At 70.4% G+C, this 18,505-nt stretch carries 13 protein-coding genes; 8 read left to right on the forward strand and 5 right to left on the reverse strand.

Annotated features, from left to right (window positions below; genetic code table 11):
• Nucleotides 1-6: 6 nt before the first annotated feature.
• The gene (locus ACFU5K_RS00095; RefSeq protein ID WP_384054682.1) at nt 7-1,278 is read right to left on the reverse strand and encodes an extracellular solute-binding protein; all 1,272 of its coding nucleotides are present in this window, start codon (nt 1,276-1,278) and stop codon (nt 7-9) included.
• Between the two features lie 358 nt (nt 1,279-1,636).
• Between ACFU5K_RS00095 and ACFU5K_RS00100 the strand changes: the two genes are divergently transcribed.
• Nucleotides 1,637-2,680 (forward strand): LacI family DNA-binding transcriptional regulator, encoded by a 1,044-nt coding sequence (locus ACFU5K_RS00100; protein ID WP_384054685.1) that lies wholly within the window; start codon nt 1,637-1,639, stop codon nt 2,678-2,680.
• Between the two features lie 187 nt (nt 2,681-2,867).
• Nucleotides 2,868-3,740, forward strand: coding sequence for a phosphatase PAP2 family protein (locus tag ACFU5K_RS00105; RefSeq protein WP_384054688.1), 873 nt, complete (start codon nt 2,868-2,870; stop codon nt 3,738-3,740).
• A gap of 45 nt (nt 3,741-3,785) precedes the next feature.
• On the opposite strand, the gene ACFU5K_RS00110 is transcribed toward ACFU5K_RS00105, so the two are convergent.
• Both ACFU5K_RS00110 and ACFU5K_RS00115 read right to left on the reverse strand, forming a co-directional pair.
• Complete coding sequence (locus ACFU5K_RS00110) at nt 3,786-6,782, reverse strand: bifunctional [glutamine synthetase] adenylyltransferase/[glutamine synthetase]-adenylyl-L-tyrosine phosphorylase (RefSeq protein WP_384054691.1); 2,997 nt, start codon at nt 6,780-6,782, stop codon at nt 3,786-3,788.
• Between the two features lie 45 nt (nt 6,783-6,827).
• Complete coding sequence (locus ACFU5K_RS00115) at nt 6,828-7,685, reverse strand: putative protein N(5)-glutamine methyltransferase (RefSeq protein ID WP_384054695.1); 858 nt, start codon at nt 7,683-7,685, stop codon at nt 6,828-6,830.
• 306 nt (nt 7,686-7,991) lie between these two features.
• Here ACFU5K_RS00115 and ACFU5K_RS00120 point away from each other — a divergent pair, with 306 nt between their 5' ends.
• A complete protein-coding gene (locus ACFU5K_RS00120; RefSeq protein ID WP_384054697.1) occupies nt 7,992-9,857 on the forward strand; it encodes a LamG-like jellyroll fold domain-containing protein in 1,866 nt (621 codons plus the stop codon).
• Nucleotides 9,858-9,955: 98 nt separating this feature from the next.
• Here the strand turns inward: ACFU5K_RS00120 and glnA are convergent, their stop codons facing one another.
• Nucleotides 9,956-11,317, reverse strand: coding sequence for a type I glutamate--ammonia ligase (gene glnA, locus ACFU5K_RS00125; RefSeq protein WP_384054699.1), 1,362 nt, complete (start codon nt 11,315-11,317; stop codon nt 9,956-9,958).
• Nucleotides 11,318-11,562: 245 nt separating this feature from the next.
• On the opposite strand from glnA, the gene ACFU5K_RS00130 reads away from it, so the two are divergent.
• The 5 genes from ACFU5K_RS00130 to ACFU5K_RS00150 all read left to right on the forward strand — a co-directional run bounded on the left by ACFU5K_RS00130 (nt 11,563) and on the right by ACFU5K_RS00150 (nt 17,075).
• Nucleotides 11,563-12,237 carry a DUF3105 domain-containing protein gene (locus ACFU5K_RS00130; protein WP_384054702.1) on the forward strand — a complete coding sequence of 225 codons (675 nt, stop codon included), beginning with the start codon at nt 11,563-11,565 and terminating at the stop codon, nt 12,235-12,237.
• Nucleotides 12,234-12,977, forward strand: a complete 744-nt coding sequence (locus ACFU5K_RS00135; protein ID WP_384054704.1) for a DUF305 domain-containing protein — start codon at nt 12,234-12,236, stop codon at nt 12,975-12,977. The genes ACFU5K_RS00130 and ACFU5K_RS00135 overlap by 4 nt, the downstream gene beginning before the upstream one ends.
• A 141-nt stretch (nt 12,978-13,118) precedes the next feature.
• Nucleotides 13,119-13,544 carry a CBS domain-containing protein gene (locus ACFU5K_RS00140; protein WP_384054707.1) on the forward strand — a complete coding sequence of 142 codons (426 nt, stop codon included), beginning with the start codon at nt 13,119-13,121 and terminating at the stop codon, nt 13,542-13,544.
• Between the two features lie 116 nt (nt 13,545-13,660).
• Nucleotides 13,661-15,229: a multicopper oxidase family protein gene (locus ACFU5K_RS00145; protein ID WP_384054710.1), complete on the forward strand. Its 1,569-nt coding sequence runs from the start codon at nt 13,661-13,663 to the stop codon at nt 15,227-15,229.
• Nucleotides 15,230-15,320: 91 nt separating this feature from the next.
• On the forward strand, nt 15,321-17,075 hold the full coding sequence (locus ACFU5K_RS00150; RefSeq protein ID WP_384054713.1) for an NAD+ synthase: 1,755 nt from the start codon (nt 15,321-15,323) through the stop codon (nt 17,073-17,075).
• A gap of 127 nt (nt 17,076-17,202) precedes the next feature.
• Here the strand turns inward: ACFU5K_RS00150 and ACFU5K_RS00155 are convergent, their stop codons facing one another.
• Entirely contained in the window at nt 17,203-18,432 is a 1,230-nt protein-coding gene (locus tag ACFU5K_RS00155) for an MFS transporter (RefSeq protein ID WP_384054716.1), read from the reverse strand.
• Nucleotides 18,433-18,505: the final 73 nt, after the last annotated feature.

An 18,505-nucleotide genomic window follows, 5' to 3' on the forward strand; every position in this document is an offset into this window, starting at 1 on the left:
CCTGAGTTACTTCCAGCCCTTGAGGAGCTTGCGGTAGGAGTCGCCGGTCGTCGAGGCGGCCTTCTCCGGCGTGGTCTGGCCGGTGAGCACCTTGGTGTACTCGGTGACGAGCGGCGCGAAGAGGCTGCCGGTCTCCGGGATCCAGGGACGCTCGACGGCGGTCTCGACGACGGGCTTGAAGAACTGCACGATCTCGCTGTCCACGGCCTGCTGCTTGGCGTACGCCGAGGTGCGGGTCGGGAGCAGGTTCAGCTCACCGGCGGTCTGCGCCTGGGACTGCACCGAGGTCATGTACTCGACGAAGGCGTAGGAGGCGTCCAGGTTCTTGGAGCCCGCGTAGACGGCGAGGTTGTGGCCGCCCTGCGGGGCGCCCTGTCCGGCCGAGCCGGCCGGCACCGGGGAGATGCCGAGGTTCGCCTTGTCGGTGAACTCCTTGCCGGTCAGGGTGTCGGTGACGGCCCACGGGCCGTTGATCATCATCGCGACCTTGCCGTCCTTGAACGACGACTGCATGTTCTCCCAGCCGTCGGTGGCGTCGGTCTTCGCGGCGCCGGAGTCGACGAGGTCCTTGACCGTCTTGAAGGCCTTGACGCCCTCGGGCTTGTCCACGGTGACGGACTTGGAGGAGGCGTCGACCAGGTCGCCGCCCTCGCCGTAGAGGAAGGAGAGGAACCAGTACGCGTCGTCGCCGCGGAGGTAGAGACCGGTCTTGCCGGTCTTGTCCTTGATCTTCTTGGAGACGGTCTTGAGGTCGGCGATGTTCTTGGGCACCTCGACACCGGCGTCCGCGAAGATCTTCTTATTGTAGAAGATGCCCATGGAGTCGATGACCTGCGGGACCGCGTAGGTCTTGTCCTTGTACTTGGTGGACGCGGCGGCCTGCTCCAGGAAGTCGTCCTGGTCCTTCAGCGCGGCGGTGCCGTCCAGCGGGGCGAGGTAGCCGAGGTCGGCGAACTCGGGGGTCCAGGCGACCTCGGACCGGATGACGTCCGGGGCACCGGCACCGGCCTGGGCGGCGTTCTTGAACTTGTTCTGTGCCTCACCGAAGGGGACGTTGACGTACTTGACGTCGACCTTCGGGTGCTTCTTCTCGAAACCCTCGGCGAGCTTCTTGAAGACCTTGTCCTCACTGCCGACGGTCGAGGTGTCCCACCACGTCACCGTGCCGGAGAGCTCGCCCGAGCTCTTGCTGCCGCCGGACTTGTCGTCGCTGCCGCAGGCGGTCGCCGCGAGCGCCAGGGCCGCGACCAGGGCGGTGGCCGTTATGCCACGTCGCATCTGAACTCCTTCAACTGCCGTACCGCTCCGTCGCGGCGCCGGGTCGACGTGAACGTAACAAGGATGAAAGATGACCGAAAGACTTTGCGGAAGATTTCCGCAAGCACCGGTGATCGTTACATTGACGTGTCCTCAAGGTTGCCGTCAAGCCTCTTGACGGATTCGCCGAAGCCCTGCCCATGCCTGGCCAGGCCCGTGCGGTGACCGGTAGGAAGATCGGCTCACGGCGGGCGATCGCCGCCCGCAAGCTCTTGCAAGAAATTGCCGTCAAGAGCCCGGGAGGTGCGGCCGACCGGGTCGGACTGCCCGAATCCTGCGCATGGTGGGCAATCCGACACGCGCCCGGTACAGTCCCCTCATGACCGCACGGCTTGCCGATATCGCAACTCAGGCGGGGGTCAGCGAAGCGACGGTCAGCCGCGTACTGAACGGCAAGCCCGGTGTCGCAGCGGCCACCCGCGAATCCGTCCTCGCGGCGCTCGACGTACTCGGCTACGAACGCCCTGTGCGACTGCGCCGGCGCAGCGCGGGTCTGGTCGGCCTGATCACACCCGAGTTGGAGAACCCGATCTTCCCGGCCCTGGCCCAGGTGATCGGCCAGGCGCTGACCAGGCAGGGCTACACGCCGGTGCTGGCGACCCAGACCCCGGGCGGCTCCACCGAGGACGAGCTCACCGAGATGCTCGTCGACCGCGGGGTCTCGGGCATCATCTTCGTCTCGGGACTGCACGCCGACACCTCGGCCGACATGCAGCGCTACGAACAACTGCGGGTCCAGGGCGTTCCATTCGTACTGGTCAACGGCTTCTCACCCAAGGTGCAGGCGCCGTTCATCTCACCCGACGACCGGGCCGCGATGCGGCTCGCGGTGACGCACCTGGTGGCTCTCGGTCACCAGCGCATCGGCCTGGCCGTCGGACCCAAGCGCTTCGTGCCGGTGCTCCGCAAGATAGAGGGGTTTCACGCCACGATGCAGGAGCAGCTGAACCTCACGGCCGACGCCGTGGAGGAGTTGATCCAGCACTCCCTGTACACGCTGGAGGGCGGTCAGGCGGCTGCCTCGGCCCTGATGGAACGCGGTTGCACCGCGGTGGTGTGCGCGAGCGACATGATGGCGCTCGGTGCGATCCGGGCGGCACGCCGGCTGTCGATGGAGGTCCCCAGGGACCTCTCCGTGGTGGGCTACGACGACTCGCCACTCATAGCGTTCACCGATCCGCCGCTGACCACGATCCGTCAGCCGGTGACCGCGATGGGTCAGGCCGCCGTGCGCACGCTGCTGGAGGAGATCGGCGGCACGCCCGCACCGCACAGCGAGTTCGTGTTCATGCCCGAGCTGGTCGTACGCGGTTCGACGGCCTCCGGGCCGGGACCCTCCGCGGCAACCCGCCCCCGCCCGTGAGGAACAGAACGTGCGACCGGAACCCGACCGTAGGATCATCGGGCGGAGGGGGACGTATCTGGCAGACTCTGCGCCTATGGGTGAATCGCACGTGACCACACAGGAAGACCGCACGGCGGTCACCCCGTCACCCGTAGCGGACGGAGGGACGGTGTCCGGTTCCACGCGAGCGATCAGCCGGTCACACATGCGTACCCGCTTCTCGCTCACAGCCCTCCGGGCCCCGCGCCGGCCACGCCTCTGGTTCGAGATCCTGCTGATCGCGGTCAGTTACTGGCTGTACTCGCTGGTGCGCAACGCCGTGCCCGAGCAGAAGGACGCGGCTCTCAGGAACGCCGACTGGATCTGGTCCATCGAGCACAGCCTGGGGCTCGCCTTCGAGGAGTCGGTCAACCACGGCATCAATTCGGTGACATGGCTGATCGTGTCGATGAACTACTACTACGCGACGCTGCACTTCGTCGTGACGATCGGCGTGCTCATCTGGCTGTTCCGCCGCCATCCCGGCCGCTACGCGGCCACCCGGCTCGTCCTCTTCGCGACCACGGCGGTGGCGCTGCTCGGCTACTACCTCTTCCCGCTGGCCCCTCCCCGGCTGATGAGCGGCGGGGGGTTCTTCGACACCGTGATGCTGCACCACACCTGGGGTTCGATGGCCTCGGGCAACTTCAAGCACATGTCCAACCAGTACGCGGCGATGCCGTCCATGCACATCGGCTGGTCCCTGTGGTGCGGTCTGACCATCTTCGCCCTGGCCTCAGCACCCTGGGCGCGCATCCTGGGACTGCTCTACCCGATGGCCACACTGGTCGTGATCGTGGCGACCGCGAACCACTTCTGGCTGGACGCGGTCGGCGGCATGGTGTGCCTGAGCTTCGGCCTGGCGCTCTCGTACGCCTGGTACGGAACGCTACCGCACCGCCTTCCGCAAGGAGTCGCCGTCCGCGGCGGGCGGCTGCGCGCGCTGTGCCGGAACCCCCGCCCGCCGCTGCGTCCGCGGGCCACCTCGGCGAGCGCCGCCGAGCGGGCCACCTCGGCGAGCGCCGCCGAGAAGGCCTGAGCCCTCCGGGCGGCGGCCCGTCCCGGCCCGCGGGCCGTGTGCCTCTCAGCCGGCCGCGCCGTAGAACCTCTCCTCGACCACGGCCCGCGCCCGTCGGGTGATACGCCGGTAGTCGTCCAGCATGTCCCCGACGTGCCCCGGCTCGTATCCGAGGTAGCGCCCGACCGCCGTCAGCTCGCGCGGGTTCGAGGGGAAGGTGTCGCCCGGCCGCCCCCGCACCAGCATCACCGCGTTGCGCACCCGTGAGGCCAGGACCCACGCCTCGTCCAGCGTCTGCGCCTCCTCGGCCGGGATCAGACCGGCCGCGCACGCCGCGGCGAGAGCCTCCCGGGTACGTGTGGTCCGCAGCCCGGATTCGGCCCAGCCGTGCTGCATCTGCATCAGCTGCACCGTCCACTCGACGTCGCTCAGCCCGCCCCGTCCCAGCTTGGTGTGGAGCGTCGGGTCGGCCCCGCGCGGCATACGTTCGGACTCCATCCGCGCCTTGAGCCGCCGGATGTCCCGCACGGCGTCGTCCCCGAGCCCCTCCACCGGGTACCTCATCGGGTCGATCAGCTCGACGAAGGCCCGGCCGAGATCAAGGTCCCCTGCCATCGGCTCGGCGCGGAGCAGTGCCTGGCTCTCCCAGACCAGCGACCAGCGCCGGTAGTACGCCTCGTACGACTTCAGGGTGCGCACCAGGGGGCCGCTCTTGCCCTCCGGGCGGAGGTCGGCGTCGATGAGGAGCGGCGGATCGGCGGTCGGCAGTTCCAGCAGTCTGCGCATCTCCGTGATGACGGTGTTGGCGGCCCGCGTCGCCTCCTCGTCGGCGACCCCTTCCCGGGGCTGGTGCACGAACAGGACGTCGGCGTCCGAGCCGTAACCCAGCTCGTGCCCGCCGAAGCGGCCCATCCCGATGACCGCGAACCGGGTCGGCAGGGTGTCCCCCCACCGGGCACGTACCGCGGCGCGCAGGGCCCCGGAGAGCGTGGCGGCGTTCAGATCGGTGACCGCGGAGCCGACCCGGTCCACCAGTGCACCGGGATCGGGCTCCGCCGGGTTGTCCTCGGTGCCGTAAGAGCCGATGAGGTCGGCCGCCGTCGTACGGAACAGCTCCCGCCGCCGCACCCCCCGCGCCACCGCGACCGCCGCTTCGGCGCCCTGCGCCCGGCCGACGGCGGCGAGCACCTCCTGCTCCAGGTGTTCACGGTGGCGCGGCCGGAGCCCTTCGGGGTCGCCGAGGATGGCGACGGCCTCCGGGGCGCGCATGAGCAGATCGGGGGCGAGCCGCCCGGCGGACAGGACCCGGGCGAGGTTCTCGGCGGCGGCACCCTCGTCCCGCAGGAGGCGCAGGTACCAGGGGGTCTTGCCGAGCGCGTCGGAGACCTGCCGGAAGCCGAGGAGGCCCGCGTCCGGGTCGGCGGAGTCCGCGAACCAGCCGAGCAGCACCGGCAGCAGCGTGCGCTGGATGGCGGCCTTGCGGGACACCCCGGACGACAGGGCCTCCAGGTGTCTGAGCGCCGCGGCGGGGTCGGCGTAGCCCAGGGCTTCGAGGCGTACGACGGCGGCCTTGGGGCTGAGCCTGCTCTCACCGGGGGCGAGCTGGGCGACCGCGTCAAGGAGCGGCCGGTAGAAGAGCTTCTCGTGCAGCCGCCGCACCACGGACGCGTGCCGGCGCCACGCCCGGTTGAGTTCGGCGACCGGATCCGTGCGCAGCCCCAGCGAGCGCCCGAGCCGCCGCAGGTCGGCCTCGTCCTCGGGGACCAGGTGCGTGCGGCGCAGCCGGTAGAGCTGGATCCGGTGCTCCATGGCGCGCAGGAAGCGGTAGGCCTCGTCCAGCTGGGCGGCGTCGGCCCTGCCGACGTAGCCGCCGTCCGCGAGGGCGCGCAGCGCCTCCAGCGTGGACCCGGAGTGCAGGGTGTTGTCGCTGCGGCCGTGGACGAGCTGCAGCAGCTGTACGGCGAACTCGACGTCCCGGAGCCCGCCGGGGCCGAGCTTGAGCTCGCGGTCGACCCGGTCGACGGGGATGTTGTCGACGACGCGGCGGCGCATCTTCTGGACGTCGCCGACGAAGTTCTCCCGCTCGGCGGCCTGCCACACCAGTGGTGACACGGCCGCGACGTACTCCGCGCCCAGGTCGGGGTCGCCGGCCACCGGCCGGGCCTTCAGCAGGGCCTGGAACTCCCAGGTCTTGGCCCAGCGCTGGTAGTAGGCGAGGTGGGAGGACAGGGTCCGCACCAGTGGCCCGTTGCGGCCCTCCGGGCGGAGGTTGGCGTCAACGGGCCAGATCGTGCCCTCGACGGTGGTGTCGGAGCAGACCCGCATCATGTGGGCGGCGAGGCGGGAGGCGGCCTGTATGGCGCTGCTCTCCTCCGCACCCATGGCGGGCTCGCCCACGAAGATCACGTCGACGTCGGACACGTAGTTCAGCTCGTGTCCGCCGCACTTGCCCATCGCGATGACGGCCAGCCGGCACTGCGCGGCGTCGGCCGGGGCGGCGGCGCACGCAATGGCGAGCGCCGCCCGCAGGGTCGCCGTCGCCAGGTCGGCCAGCTCGGCGGCGACCTGGGCGACGTCCGTCGTCCCGCACACGTCACGGGCCGCGATGGACAGGAGTGACCTGCGATAGGCGACCCGCAGCGAATCCGGATCCACGACGTCGTCGAGCATGCGCTCGAACTCGAGGACCCCGGGGTGCAGATCGGTGGCCTCGTACGTGACGAGCGCGTGCCAGTCGTGCGGATGCCGTGCGAGATGGTCGCCCAGCGCCTCCGAGGCACCGAGAGCGCCGAGGAGCCGGTCCCTCAGCGGCTTGGCCGCGACGAGGGTGTCCAGGAGGACCTGCCGCTCCTCGGGCGCCTCGGCCTCCACGAGCCGTACGAGGCTGTTCAGCGCCAGATCGGGGTCCGCGGTGGCCCCGAGCGCGTCGAAGAGGACCGGATCGGCCCGTACGGAGGAGAGCTCGGGCAGATCCAGCAGTCTCTCGGCGGCGGACGGATCGGTGAAACCGTGCCGCAGCAGTCGGGTGAACGTACTGCTCCTGCGTCCCGGCACCGTCGTCATCCCGTGTTCTCCTGCCAGCCGACCACACATATCCGCCCTTCGAGCCTAGCCCTGTGCAGGTGGATACGGAGAGGGGGCGCAGCCCTGGCTTCCTCCGCGCCTCCCCCGGGACGGCCGATGCGGCCGGGTCCCGATGACGACGGTGGCGTACAGCTCCTCGGAGACGACGACGCGTGACATCAGCCCGCTGCCGCCCAGGGCCGCCTCGGCGCTTGCCGCCTGCCGCTCACTGGTCTCGACCAGCAGGCTGCCTCCCGGGGCCAGCCAGTCCGTCGCCTCCGCGACCACCCGCCTCATGACGTCGAGCCCGTCGCCACCGCCGTCGAGCGCGACGCGCGGCTCATGGATGCGCGCCTCCGGGGGCAGCAGCGCGACATCACCGGTCGGCACGTACGGGACGTTGGCGAGGAGGATGTCGACGTGACCGCGCAGAGAGCGCGGCAGGGGCGCGAAGAGGTCACCCTCGTAGACCGTCCCCCGATCGCCCACGTTGCGCCGCGCGCAGCGCACGGCGGCGGGTTCGACGTCGGCGGCGTGCAGTCGGGCCCCGGGCAGAGAGGCGGTCAAGGCGGCGCCCAGCGCGCCCGAACCGCAGCAGAGGTCGACGACGACCGCCCGCTCCGGGGCGAGAGCGAGGGCCTGCCGGACGAGGAACTCGGTGCGCCGCCGGGGCACGAAGACCCCTGGGTCCACGGCGATCCGCAGCCCGCAGAACTCGGCCCAGCCGAGCACGTGTTCGAGCGGCAGGCCGGCCGCACGGCGGTCGACCATGGCGGCGAGTTCGGTGGGCCCGTCGGCCGTGGAGAGAAGGAGTTCGGCCTCGTCCTCGGCGAAGACACAGCCGGCGGCGCGCAGCGTGGTGACGATCGTGGAGAGGGCGAGCGGTAGCGGGGATTCCTGCATGGGGCGGAGCCTTTCGGGGGAAACCGATGGGCGCTCCGCGGCCGCTCAGACCCCGTGGGGCCGGCGACGACGAGAGGTGAGCACCCGTCCTGCGACAGCGTTGATGGGTCTCACCTCCTTGGTCGGTCCCGGTCTCGGGAGGGGTCAGACTACCCGACCCCCGGACGAGGCGGTGACCCTGAACGGCGGCGCAAGCATGGGTCTTCGCACCATTCACCCGTCCTTCTCCCGCGATTGGGCCGGAGCTCGCCCTCCGCACGTAGCGTCCGACCGACATTGCCGGATTGTTCATGAAGCGGGTTCACCATGTGCGACACACACCACATACCGGATGGGCCTCAGCTCGGCTTGAGCCGTCGGTCCATGCTCGTGGGCGCGGGACTCGCGGGAGCCGCCTTCGCGGGGCTGGCCGCGACGGCAGCGACGGCGTCGGCCGAGGAGGCCACGGGGAACAACGGCTCGTGGCGCCCCGACACCGACGACTCGCGGTTCACCATGGTCGTGATGCCGGACACGCAGTTCCTCTTCGACGACGAGAGCATCCACCCGGCCCCCGTCGAGGCGACGTTCCGGTATCTCCTGGACCACGCCAAGGACGAGAACATCGTCTTCATGGCACATCTGGGCGACATCACCCAGAACGGCAAGGCGGGGGAATTCGCAGCCGCCGACGAGGCGTTCCGCGTCCTGGACCGCAAGGGAGTCCCCTACAGCGTCGTCGCGGGCAACCACGACATCGGCTCCTCCACCGATGACACGCGGGGCGACTCGCCCTACCTGGACGTCTTCGGTCCGCACCGCTTCCGTCACTCGCCAGGCTTCGGCGGCGCCAGCCCGGGCGGCTACAACACGTACCACCTCTTCCGGGCGGCCGGCCGCGAGTGGATGGTGCTCTCCCTGGACTGGCGGCCGTCACCGGGCAGCATCGCCTGGGCCAAGGACGTCATCGCCAGGCACCCCGGCACGCCGGTGATCCTCACCACCCACGAGCTCGTCTACGCGGACACCTACGGCGACGAGGCCCAGCTCTCCGACCACGGACAGGAGTTGTGGGACGAGCTGATCAACAGCACGGACCAGATCTTCCTCACCCTGAACGGGCACTACTGGCCGCCGGCCCGCACCGCCCGCGCCAACGCGGCGGGCAACGACACCCACTTGCACATCACCAACTACCAGGACCGCTACTACGGCGGCGCCGCGATGATCCGGCTCTACCGCTTCGACCTGGCCCGCAACACCATCGACGTCGAGACCCTCTCCCCCTGGATCCTCGGCCGCGTCGGCGAGGGCCTGAACGCACTGGAGCGCGAGGAGGTCGAACTGACCGGCCCGCAGGACCGCTTCGCCGTCGACATCGACTTCGAGGAGCGCTTCGCCGACTTCGCGCCGGTCCGGGCACGCCCCTCCCGTCCGGCCTCGCGGATGCTCATCCCCGGCACGGTCGCGTACTGGCGCTTCGACGCCTCCCACGACACCGACCGGGTCCGCGACCTGACCGGGCGCGGCAACGACCTCACCAAGGTCGTCGCCCCCGGCTCCGACCCGGCGACCGCCCTCACGTGGTCCGCCGAGCACCATCCCGACCAGCCCGGCCACGCCAGTCTGTACTTCGCCGGCGACAAGACACCGCTGCGCGGGGCGCACCTCACCACCGGTGACCGCGCCCCGATCAACTCGGCTACCTTCAGGTCCGGTTACACCTTCGAGGCGTTCTTCAAGCTGCCCGCCGACTGGGAGGACGGCCGCAACGGCTGGGCCGCGCTCATCAGCCGCTGGGGCCTCGCACGCGAGGCGGGCAAACTCAAGAACGACCCCGACGAACCCGTCGCGACGCTCAGCCTCTCCGGCGGCCGTGAGCTCCAGTGGTGTGTCTACCCCGAGAACCTCGACGTGTCGGTCAGCAACTGGGGCCACTCGCTGCCGCTCGACACGTGGTGGCACGTCGCCGTCGTCAACGACGGCCGCCACACCGTCATGTACGTCGACGGCTGCCCCGTGGCCCGCAACCCCTCCACCCGCAACTCCGGCCTCACCAGTCTCGGACTCCCCTGGCTGCTCGGGGGCTACGAGTACGGCGGCAAGCTCGACCAGCTTCTGCACGGCTGGATCGGCGATGTCCGGAGCAACGAACGCGCACTGAAGCCGACTGAGTTCATGAACGCCCGTTAGAAGGCGGCCGGACGGAAGCGGGAAACGGCTTCGGGCCGACGGCAAGACACCGTCGGCCCGAAGCCACGCCCAAGCGCCCTACCGGCGCTGACCTGCTACTACAGCACCGGCAGCAGTGCCTTCAGCTCGAAGGCCGAAACCTCGCTGCGGTACTCCTCCCACTCCTGCTTCTTGTTGCGCAGGAAGAAGTCGAAGACGTGCTCGCCCAGTGTCTCGGCGACCAGCTCGCTCTTCTCCATCAGCGAGATGGCCTCGCCCAGGTTCTGCGGGAGCGGCTCGATGCCCATCGCGCGGCGCTCCGAGTCGGACAGTGCCCAGACGTCGTCGTCGGCGCCGGCCGGGAGTTCGTAGCCCTCCTCGATGCCCTTGAGGCCCGCCGCGAGCAGGACGGCGTACGTCAGGTAGGGGTTGGCGCCGGAGTCGATGGAGCGGACCTCGACGCGGGCCGAGCCGGTCTTGCCGGGCTTGTACATCGGGACGCGGATCAGTGCGGAGCGGTTGTTGTGGCCCCAGCAGATGTACGAGGGGGCCTCGCCACCGGCTCCCGCGGAGCGGGAGGAACCGCCCCAGATGCGCTTGTAGGAGTTGACCCACTGGTTCGTCACGGCGGAGATCTCCGCGGCGTGCTTGAGCAGGCCCGCGATGAAGGAGCGGCCGACCTTGGAGAGCTGGTACTCGGCGCCCGACTCGTAGAAGGCGTTGCGGTCGCCCTCGAAGAGGGAGAGGTGGGTGTGCATGCCGGAGCCCGGGTACTCCGAGAAAGGCTTCGGCATGAAGGTCGCCTGCACGCCCTGCTCCAGTGCGACCTGCTTCATGACCAGGCGGAAGGTCATGATGTTGTCGGCGGTGGACAGCGCGTCCGCGTACCGGAGGTCGATCTCCTGCTGGCCGGGGGCGCCCTCGTGGTGGCTGAACTCGACCGAGATGCCCATCGACTCGAGCATGGTGATCGCCTGGCGGCGGAAGTCCATGCCGACGTTCTGCGGGGTGTGGTCGAAATAGCCGGAGCTGTCGGCCGGGGTCGGGCGGCTGCCGTCGACCGGCTTGTTCTTCAGCAGGAAGAACTCGATCTCCGGGTGCGTGTAGAAGGTGAAGCCCAGGTCGGAGGTCTTGGCCAGGATGCGCTTGAGGACGTAGCGCGGGTCGGCGAAGGAGGGCGAGCCGTCCGGCATCAGGATGTCGCAGAACATCCGCGCCGTTCCCGGAGCCTCCGCGCGCCACGGGAGGATCTGGAACGTGCCGGGGTCCGGCTTGGCGATCATGTCCGATTCGTATACACGGGCGAAGCCCTCGATGGCGGAGCCGTCGAAGCCGATGCCCTCGTCGAAGGCCTGCTCCAGCTCGGCCGGGGCCACGGCGACGGACTTGAGGTAACCGAGAACGTCGGTGAACCACAGCCTTACGAAGCGGATGTCACGCTCCTCAAGCGTCCTGAGGACGAATTCCTGCTGCTTGTCCATAGCCACATCCTTGCAGTTCAGACGGTCCGTGCACCACCGCCCGGGGTAGGGGGACACCTCAGTATCACGACCCGGGATTTCACCCACATTACGCACACGGTGTGAGAGAGAGCACGCGAGCACCCACTACGATCGGCGCCCATGGTGTGCAAGGGGCAGGAGGGCTCCCCACGGCCCCGCGCGCACCGGATCACCCGCTCTATCCCACCGTCCCTCCCGACCCCTTGGCAGAAGGACCCGACGACATGAGCTTCGACCGCAGGACCCGCATGGAGCAGATGCGCAGTGCCGACCGCGCGCGTGACCGCCGCAACCGGGTCGTCGCCATAGGCGTGAGTGCCGTCGTCGTGGCAGGTCTGATCGGTTTCGGGTCGTACATGCTGCTGGAGAAGTCCGAGGCGAAGGAGCGGGTCGGGGAGAGCCGGGCCCAGGACTCCAAGCAGACCGAGCGGGACAGGAAGGACCTCGCCGCCGAGCCGATCGCGGGCGAGAAGACGTGGGACGCGAAGAAGCTGACCCGCAACCACGTCACGACCGCGGTGAAGTACCCGATGGAGCCACCGGTCGGCGGGGACCACAACCCGGCCTGGCTGAACTGCGACGGCGTCGTATACGAGAAGACCGTTCCGAACGTCAACGCCGTGCACGCGCTGGAACACGGTGCGGTCTGGGTGACGCACACCGGCAAGGCCTCCGGGGGCGACATCGGCAAGCTCGCGTCGCGCGTCCGGAGCACTCCCTACTCCCTGATGTCCCCGTACGAGGGTCAGGCCGGGGCCATCATGCTCAGCGCCTGGGGCAAGCAGGTCACGGTGGACAGCGCGGACGACCCCCGGGTGGCCCGGTTCTTCGCGAAGTACGTCCAGGGTGCGCAGACGCCCGAGCCCGGGGCCCCCTGCACGGGCGGGGTCGACGGGTGAGCCCCTCGCGCACCCGTCGTGTCCGGTGGGCGGCCGGCTCCGCCGTGGGCCTCGCCCTGCTGTTCGCCGGCGCGGCGACGGTCGCCTCCGCGCGGGGCGACAGGGCGGCACCCGCACCCCGTACGCCCGCCGCGGACTCGGCGGACGCGGGTTTCGCCCGGGACATGGCCGTTCACCACCAGCAGGCCGTGGAGATGTCCTTCGTGGTCCGGGACGTGACCGGTGACGAGGACGTACGGCGTCTCGCGTACGACATCGCCAACACCCAGGCCAATCAGCGGGGCATGCTGCTGGGCTGGCTGGACCTGTGGGAGCTGCCCAAGACGGCCCCGGACGGCCAGGGACCGATGGCGTGGATGTCCGGCGGTGCGGACGGTCATGGGCACGGCGGCGACGGACACGGCGCGGACGGCATGGCGGGCATGCGGGACATGGCGGGCGGGCCGGGCATGGATATGGATATGGATATGGATCATGACGGGGCCCTCATGCCCGGCATGGCCACCCGGACCGAGTTGAAGCGGCTGGGTGAGGCCGACGGGCGGAAGGCCGAGATCCTCTTCCTGCAGTTGATGACCGATCACCACAAGGGGGGCGTCGCCATGGCCGAGGGCTGCGCCGAGCGGTGCACGGTTCCGGCGGAGAGGCGGCTCGCCCGGGGCATGGTGGAGGCACAGCGGTCCGAACTTGACCTGATGGCGGACATGCTCCGGGAGAGGGGGGCCGCGCCCCGCGCGTGAGTCGCGGCAGCGTCGGCACCCGTACGCGGCGTACACCCGCCCGGGTGATCCGCCAGCGGTCGCGTACGCCGGGCGGGCCCACCACAATGGTGGTGGCTCGGGGTCGTAAGGCATGCCCACCGGCACGCGGGAGGAAATCACATGACCACCGCCAAGGACATCATGAGCAGCGGGACCCACTGGATCCCCGCCCACGAGACGCTCGACCGCGCGGCGCAGATGATGCGGGACCACGAGGTGGGGGCGCTCCCCGTTTCCGCCAACGGCGAGCAGGACAGGATGGTCGGGATCATCACCGACCGCGACATCGTGATCAAGTGCGTGGCGTCGGGGCACGACCCCTCGGAGGTGACAGCGGGCGAGCTCTGTGACGGTACCCCCCGCTGGATCGACGCGGGCGCGGGTGTCGACGCCGTGCTCGACGAGATGCAGAGTCACCGCATCCGCCGGCTTCCGGTCATCGAGGACAAGAGGCTCATCGGGATGATCAGCGAGGCCGATCTGGCCCGCCATCTCTCCGACGAGCAGATCGCGGGCTGGGCCGAGAAGGTCTACGCCCGCTCCTGACCGAGGTCCCGTCGCGACGCGTCCCGGCCCGGTTCCCCCCGCCCTTGGCGTGGGGTCCCGGGCCGGTCGGGTGTCGGGGCGCCATCCGTATACCCGGCGAGGGTACGGTGCGCAATATGTCTGAAATGCCCAGTCGCCGCACCGTGCTCGGCTCCAGCCTCGCCCTGGCGGGCACAGCGGCCCTCGCCACCAGGTCCTACGCCGCCCCGCACCGCGCCGCCTCGCCCGCGCGGGCCGCCGACACCTACGTCACCCCCGACGGCCCGGAGGTCGCGGACGCCGAGGCCAAGCGGGGCACCGGCCCCCTGCGGAAGGTCTCTCTGACCGCCGGCGCCTCCGGCCTGGACCTGGGCGGCGGCCTCACCGTCCCCACCTGGTCCTACGGTGACCGGCTGCCCGGCCAGGCCGTCCGGGTCACCGCGGGCGACCACCTGGAGCTCACCCTCGCCAACCGCCTGGCACAGTCGACCTCCATGCACTGGCACGGCCTCGCGCTGCGCAACGACATGGACGGCGTCCCCGGCCTGACCCAGAAGGCGATCGAGCCCGGGACGGACTTCACCTACCGCTTCGCCGTGTCCCACCCGGGTACGCACTGGCTCCACCCGCACTCGGGCGTCCAGCTCGACCGCGGGCTGTACGCGCCCCTCATCGTCGAGGACCCGAGAGAACCACTCGCCTACGACAAGGAATGGGTGGTCGTCCTCGACGACTGGCTCGACGGGGTGGACGGCTCCACCCCCGACGCGGTCCTCGACGAACTGACCAAGGGCCGGGGCAGCAGTCACGACGCCGCGGGCCACAAGGCGAAGACGGGGCGCCGGCGTACGGCAGCCCCCGGCGGCGACGTCCCCTCACGGCTCCTGGTCGGCGCGAGCAGCGACCTGCTCGGCGGCCACGCCGGCGACGTCGCGTATCCGTACTACCTCGTCAACGGCCGCAGGGCGAGCGACCCCTCGGTCTTCGAGGCCAGGCCCGGGGACCGCATCCGGCTGCGCGTCATCAATGCGGGCGGGGACACGGCGTTCCGGCTCGCGCTCGGCGGCCACCGGATGACCGTGACGCACACGGACGGCTACCCGGTGCGGCACACCGAGACCGACACCCTGCTGCTGGCGATGGGCGAGCGGTACGACGTGCTGGTGACCGCCGGGGACGGGGTGTTCCCGCTCACCGCGCTCGCCGAGGGCAAGGAGGCGCAGGCGCTGGCCGTGCTGAGGACGGCGTCGGGAGAGATCCCGCCCGCCGACGCCCGGCCCTCGGAGCTGGACGGCGAGCTCGTCACCGCCGACCGGCTGGTCGCGGACGAGTCGGTGGCACTGGCGGACCGCGAGCCCGACCGGACCGTGCGCATGACGCTGTCGGGTTCCATGGACGCGTACAACTGGTCCTTCGACGGCAAGCCCTACGACCCGGCGGTGCGTCAGCCCGTCAAGGCCGGGGAGCGTGTGCGGCTGGTCTTCACCAACCGCACATCGATGTGGCATCCGATCCATCTGCACGGCCACACCTTCGCCCTGGCCGGTACGGCCCTCGGCGCCCGCAAGGACACCGCCGCGGTCCTGCCCGGCCGCTCGCTGACGGTGGACCTGGACGCCGACAACCCCGGCCTGTGGATGCTGCACTGCCACAACGTGTATCACGCGGAGGCGGGCATGATGACGGTGCTCGGCTACCTCCGCTGAGCCACCCGGAACCTCGTCTCCGCGCGGCGGCGCGGCAGCGAGGACGCGGCTTGCCAGGACATCGCGTCAGTCAGACGATTACACTGGTTCCGTGCCTCAACTACGTCTCGCACTGAACCAGATCGACGCGACCGTCGGTGACATCTCCGGCAACGCCGAGTCGATCGTCCGCTGGACCCGCCACGCCGCCGAGCAGGGCGCTCACCTGGTGGCGTTCCCCGAGATGGTGCTGACCGGCTACCCCGTCGAGGACCTGGCCCTGCGCTCGTCCTTCGTCGAGGCGTCGCGGGAGGCGCTGCGCACGCTCGCCTCCCGCCTGGTCGACGAGGGTTTCGGCGAACTGCCGGTCGTCGTCGGCTACCTGGACCGCTCGGAGCACACAGCCGTGCGTTACGGGCAGCCCGCGGGTTCCCCGCGCAACGCGGCCGCGGTGCTGCACCGCGGCCGGATCGCGTTGAACTTCGCCAAGCACCACCTGCCCAACTACGGCGTGTTCGACGAGTTCCGGTACTTCGTACCCGGTGACTCGATGCCCGTCGTGAGGGTCCACGGCATCGACGTGGCGCTCGCGATCTGCGAGGACCTCTGGCAGGACGGCGGCCGCGTCCCGGCGGCGCGCGCAGCAGGGGCCGGTCTGCTGCTGTCGATCAACGCCTCACCGTACGAACGGGACAAGGACGACACCCGGCTCGAACTGGTCCGCAGGCGCGCCCAGGAGGCCGGCTGCACAACGGCGTACCTGGCGATGATCGGCGGCCAGGACGAGCTGGTCTTCGACGGCGACTCGATCGTCGTCGACAAGGACGGCGAAGTCATCGCCCGCGCACCCCAGTTCGCCGAGGGCAGCGTCATCCTTGACCTGGATCTCCCGGCCGCGTCGGCCGGGGCGCCGTCGGGGACCGTCGCCGACGGACTGCGGATCGACCACGTGGTGCTGAGCGAGGAGCCGCTCCCCTCCTACGAGGCCGAGCTGACAGGCGGCTACGCCGAACGGCTGGACGACGACGAGGAGCTGTACTCGGCGCTGGTCGTGGGACTGCGCGCGTACGCTGCGAAGAACGGTTTCAGCAGCGTGCTGATCGGGCTCTCCGGCGGTATCGACTCGGCGCTGGTCGCGGCGATCGCCTGCGACGCGCTCGGCGCCGCGCACGTGTACGGAGTCTCGATGCCGTCGAAGTACTCCTCGGAGCACTCCAAGGGCGACGCCGCCGAACTCGCCCGGCGTACGGGGCTCAACTTCCGCACCGTACCGATCGAGCCGATGTTCGACGCCTACATGGGATCGCTGGCACTCACCGGCCTGGCCGAGGAGAACCTCCAGTCGCGGCTGCGCGGCACGATGCTGATGGCCCTGTCCAACCAGGAGGGCCAGATCGTGCTGGCCCCGGGCAACAAGTCCGAGCTTGCGGTGGGTTATTCCACCCTGTACGGGGACTCGGTCGGTGCCTACGGACCGATCAAGGACGTGTACAAGACGTCGGTCTTCCGCCTGGCGAGGTGGCGCAACCGGGCCGCCGAGGAGCGCGGGCAGGTCCCGCCGATCCCCGAGGCCTCGATCACCAAGCCGCCGAGCGCCGAACTGCGCCCGGGCCAGGTGGACACGGACTCGCTGCCGGACTACGACGTACTGGACCGGATCCTGGAGATGTACGTCGACCGGGACCAGGGCAGGGACGCGATCGTGGCGGCCGGGTTCGACGACGCCCTGGTGACGAGGACGCTGCGGATGGTGGACACGGCGGAGTACAAGCGCCGGCAGTACCCGCCGGGCACGAAGATCTCACCGAAGGGCTTCGGCAAGGACCGCAGGCTCCCGATCACCAACAAGTGGCGCGAGTCGAGCTGACACGCACACCCGCGCACCGGTTTCGGGTGACACCGGGTGCGCGGGCCTGTGGACCGAAGGGCGTGAAGCCTCGCGTCGCTCAGCGCCTGTCGGGTGTCCGACCGATCAGAGGTCACCCGACAGGCACTCAGGCCCCGGAGGCGCGCGCCCCGGCCGTCTCGCGCACCCCGGTCTCGGCGGCGAAGGCGCCGGAGGCCACCACCCGGGACTCGCCGGGGGTGCGGTCGAGGAAACCGGCCGTGGCCGCCACCCCGAGGCCGGCGACCGCCAGGACGGCACCGACGAAGGCCGGGGAGGTCCAGCCCCAGCCCGCCGCGATGGCCACACCGCCGAGCCAGGCCCCACCGGCGTTGGCGAGGTTGAAGGCGGAGTGGTTGGAGGCCGAGGCAAGCGTGGGCGCGTCCTTGGCCTTGTTCATCACGAGCATCTGCAGCGGCGTGGTGGTCATGAAGCCGATGCCGCCGAGCAGCACCACCATGACCAGCGCCGCCCACTGCACGTGGGCCGCGAAGGGGAAGACGACGAGGACGACGGCCAGGGCACCCAGCGAGCCGTACAGGGTGGGCCGCAGCGCCCGGTCGGTCAGCGGTCCGGCCGCGAGGGCGCCCAGGGTCATCCCGATACCGAAGAGCGCGAGCACCAGCGTGACCGAGGACTCGCCGAAGCCCATCGCCTCGGTCGTCATCGAGGACAGGTAGGAGTAGACGGCGAAGACACCCGCGAAGCCCAGGACCGCGGTGAGCAGGCCGAGCAGCACCTGCCGGTTGCCCAGCGCGCTGAGCTCGCGGCGGACGTTCTGGTGCGCATCGACGGGGATCCGCGGGACGAGACGGGCGAGCGCGGCCATGGCGCCGAGGCCGATCAGCGCGACCACGATGAAGGTCGCGCGCCAGCCGAGGTGCTGCCCGAGCAGGGTCGCCGCCGGCACACCGATGATGTTGGCGACGGTCAGCCCCAGGAACATCGTGGCGACGGCGCGGGCCTGCCGCCCGTCCGGCACGAGGCGGGCGGCGACGACGGCGCCGACGCCGAAGAACGCACCGTGCGGCAGCCCCGCCAGGAACCGGCCGGCCATGAGCCAGCCGAAGTCGGGCGCGAACGCGGAGGCGGCGTTGCCGACGGTGAAGACGGCCATCAGCAGCAGGAGCATCCGCTTGCGCGGGATCCGGGAGCCGAGACCGGTGAGCAGGGGGGCACCGAGGACGACGCCGATCGCGTACGCCGAGACGAGGTAGCCGGCGGTGGGGACGGACGTTCCCAGATCGTCCGCGACGTTGGGCAGCAGGCCCATCATCACGAACTCGGTGGTGCCGATGCCGAAGGCGCTCACAGCGAGGGCGAGCAGGGCCAGGGGCATGGTGGGGACCTTTCGGGGGTGGCCACCCGGTCCGTGGAGTGCGGGAGGCGGCGGCGTGGTGGCGGGAGCGTCG

This window comes from Streptomyces sp. NPDC057428, assembly GCF_042803195.1.
GTDB lineage: Bacteria > Actinomycetota > Actinomycetes > Streptomycetales > Streptomycetaceae > Streptomyces.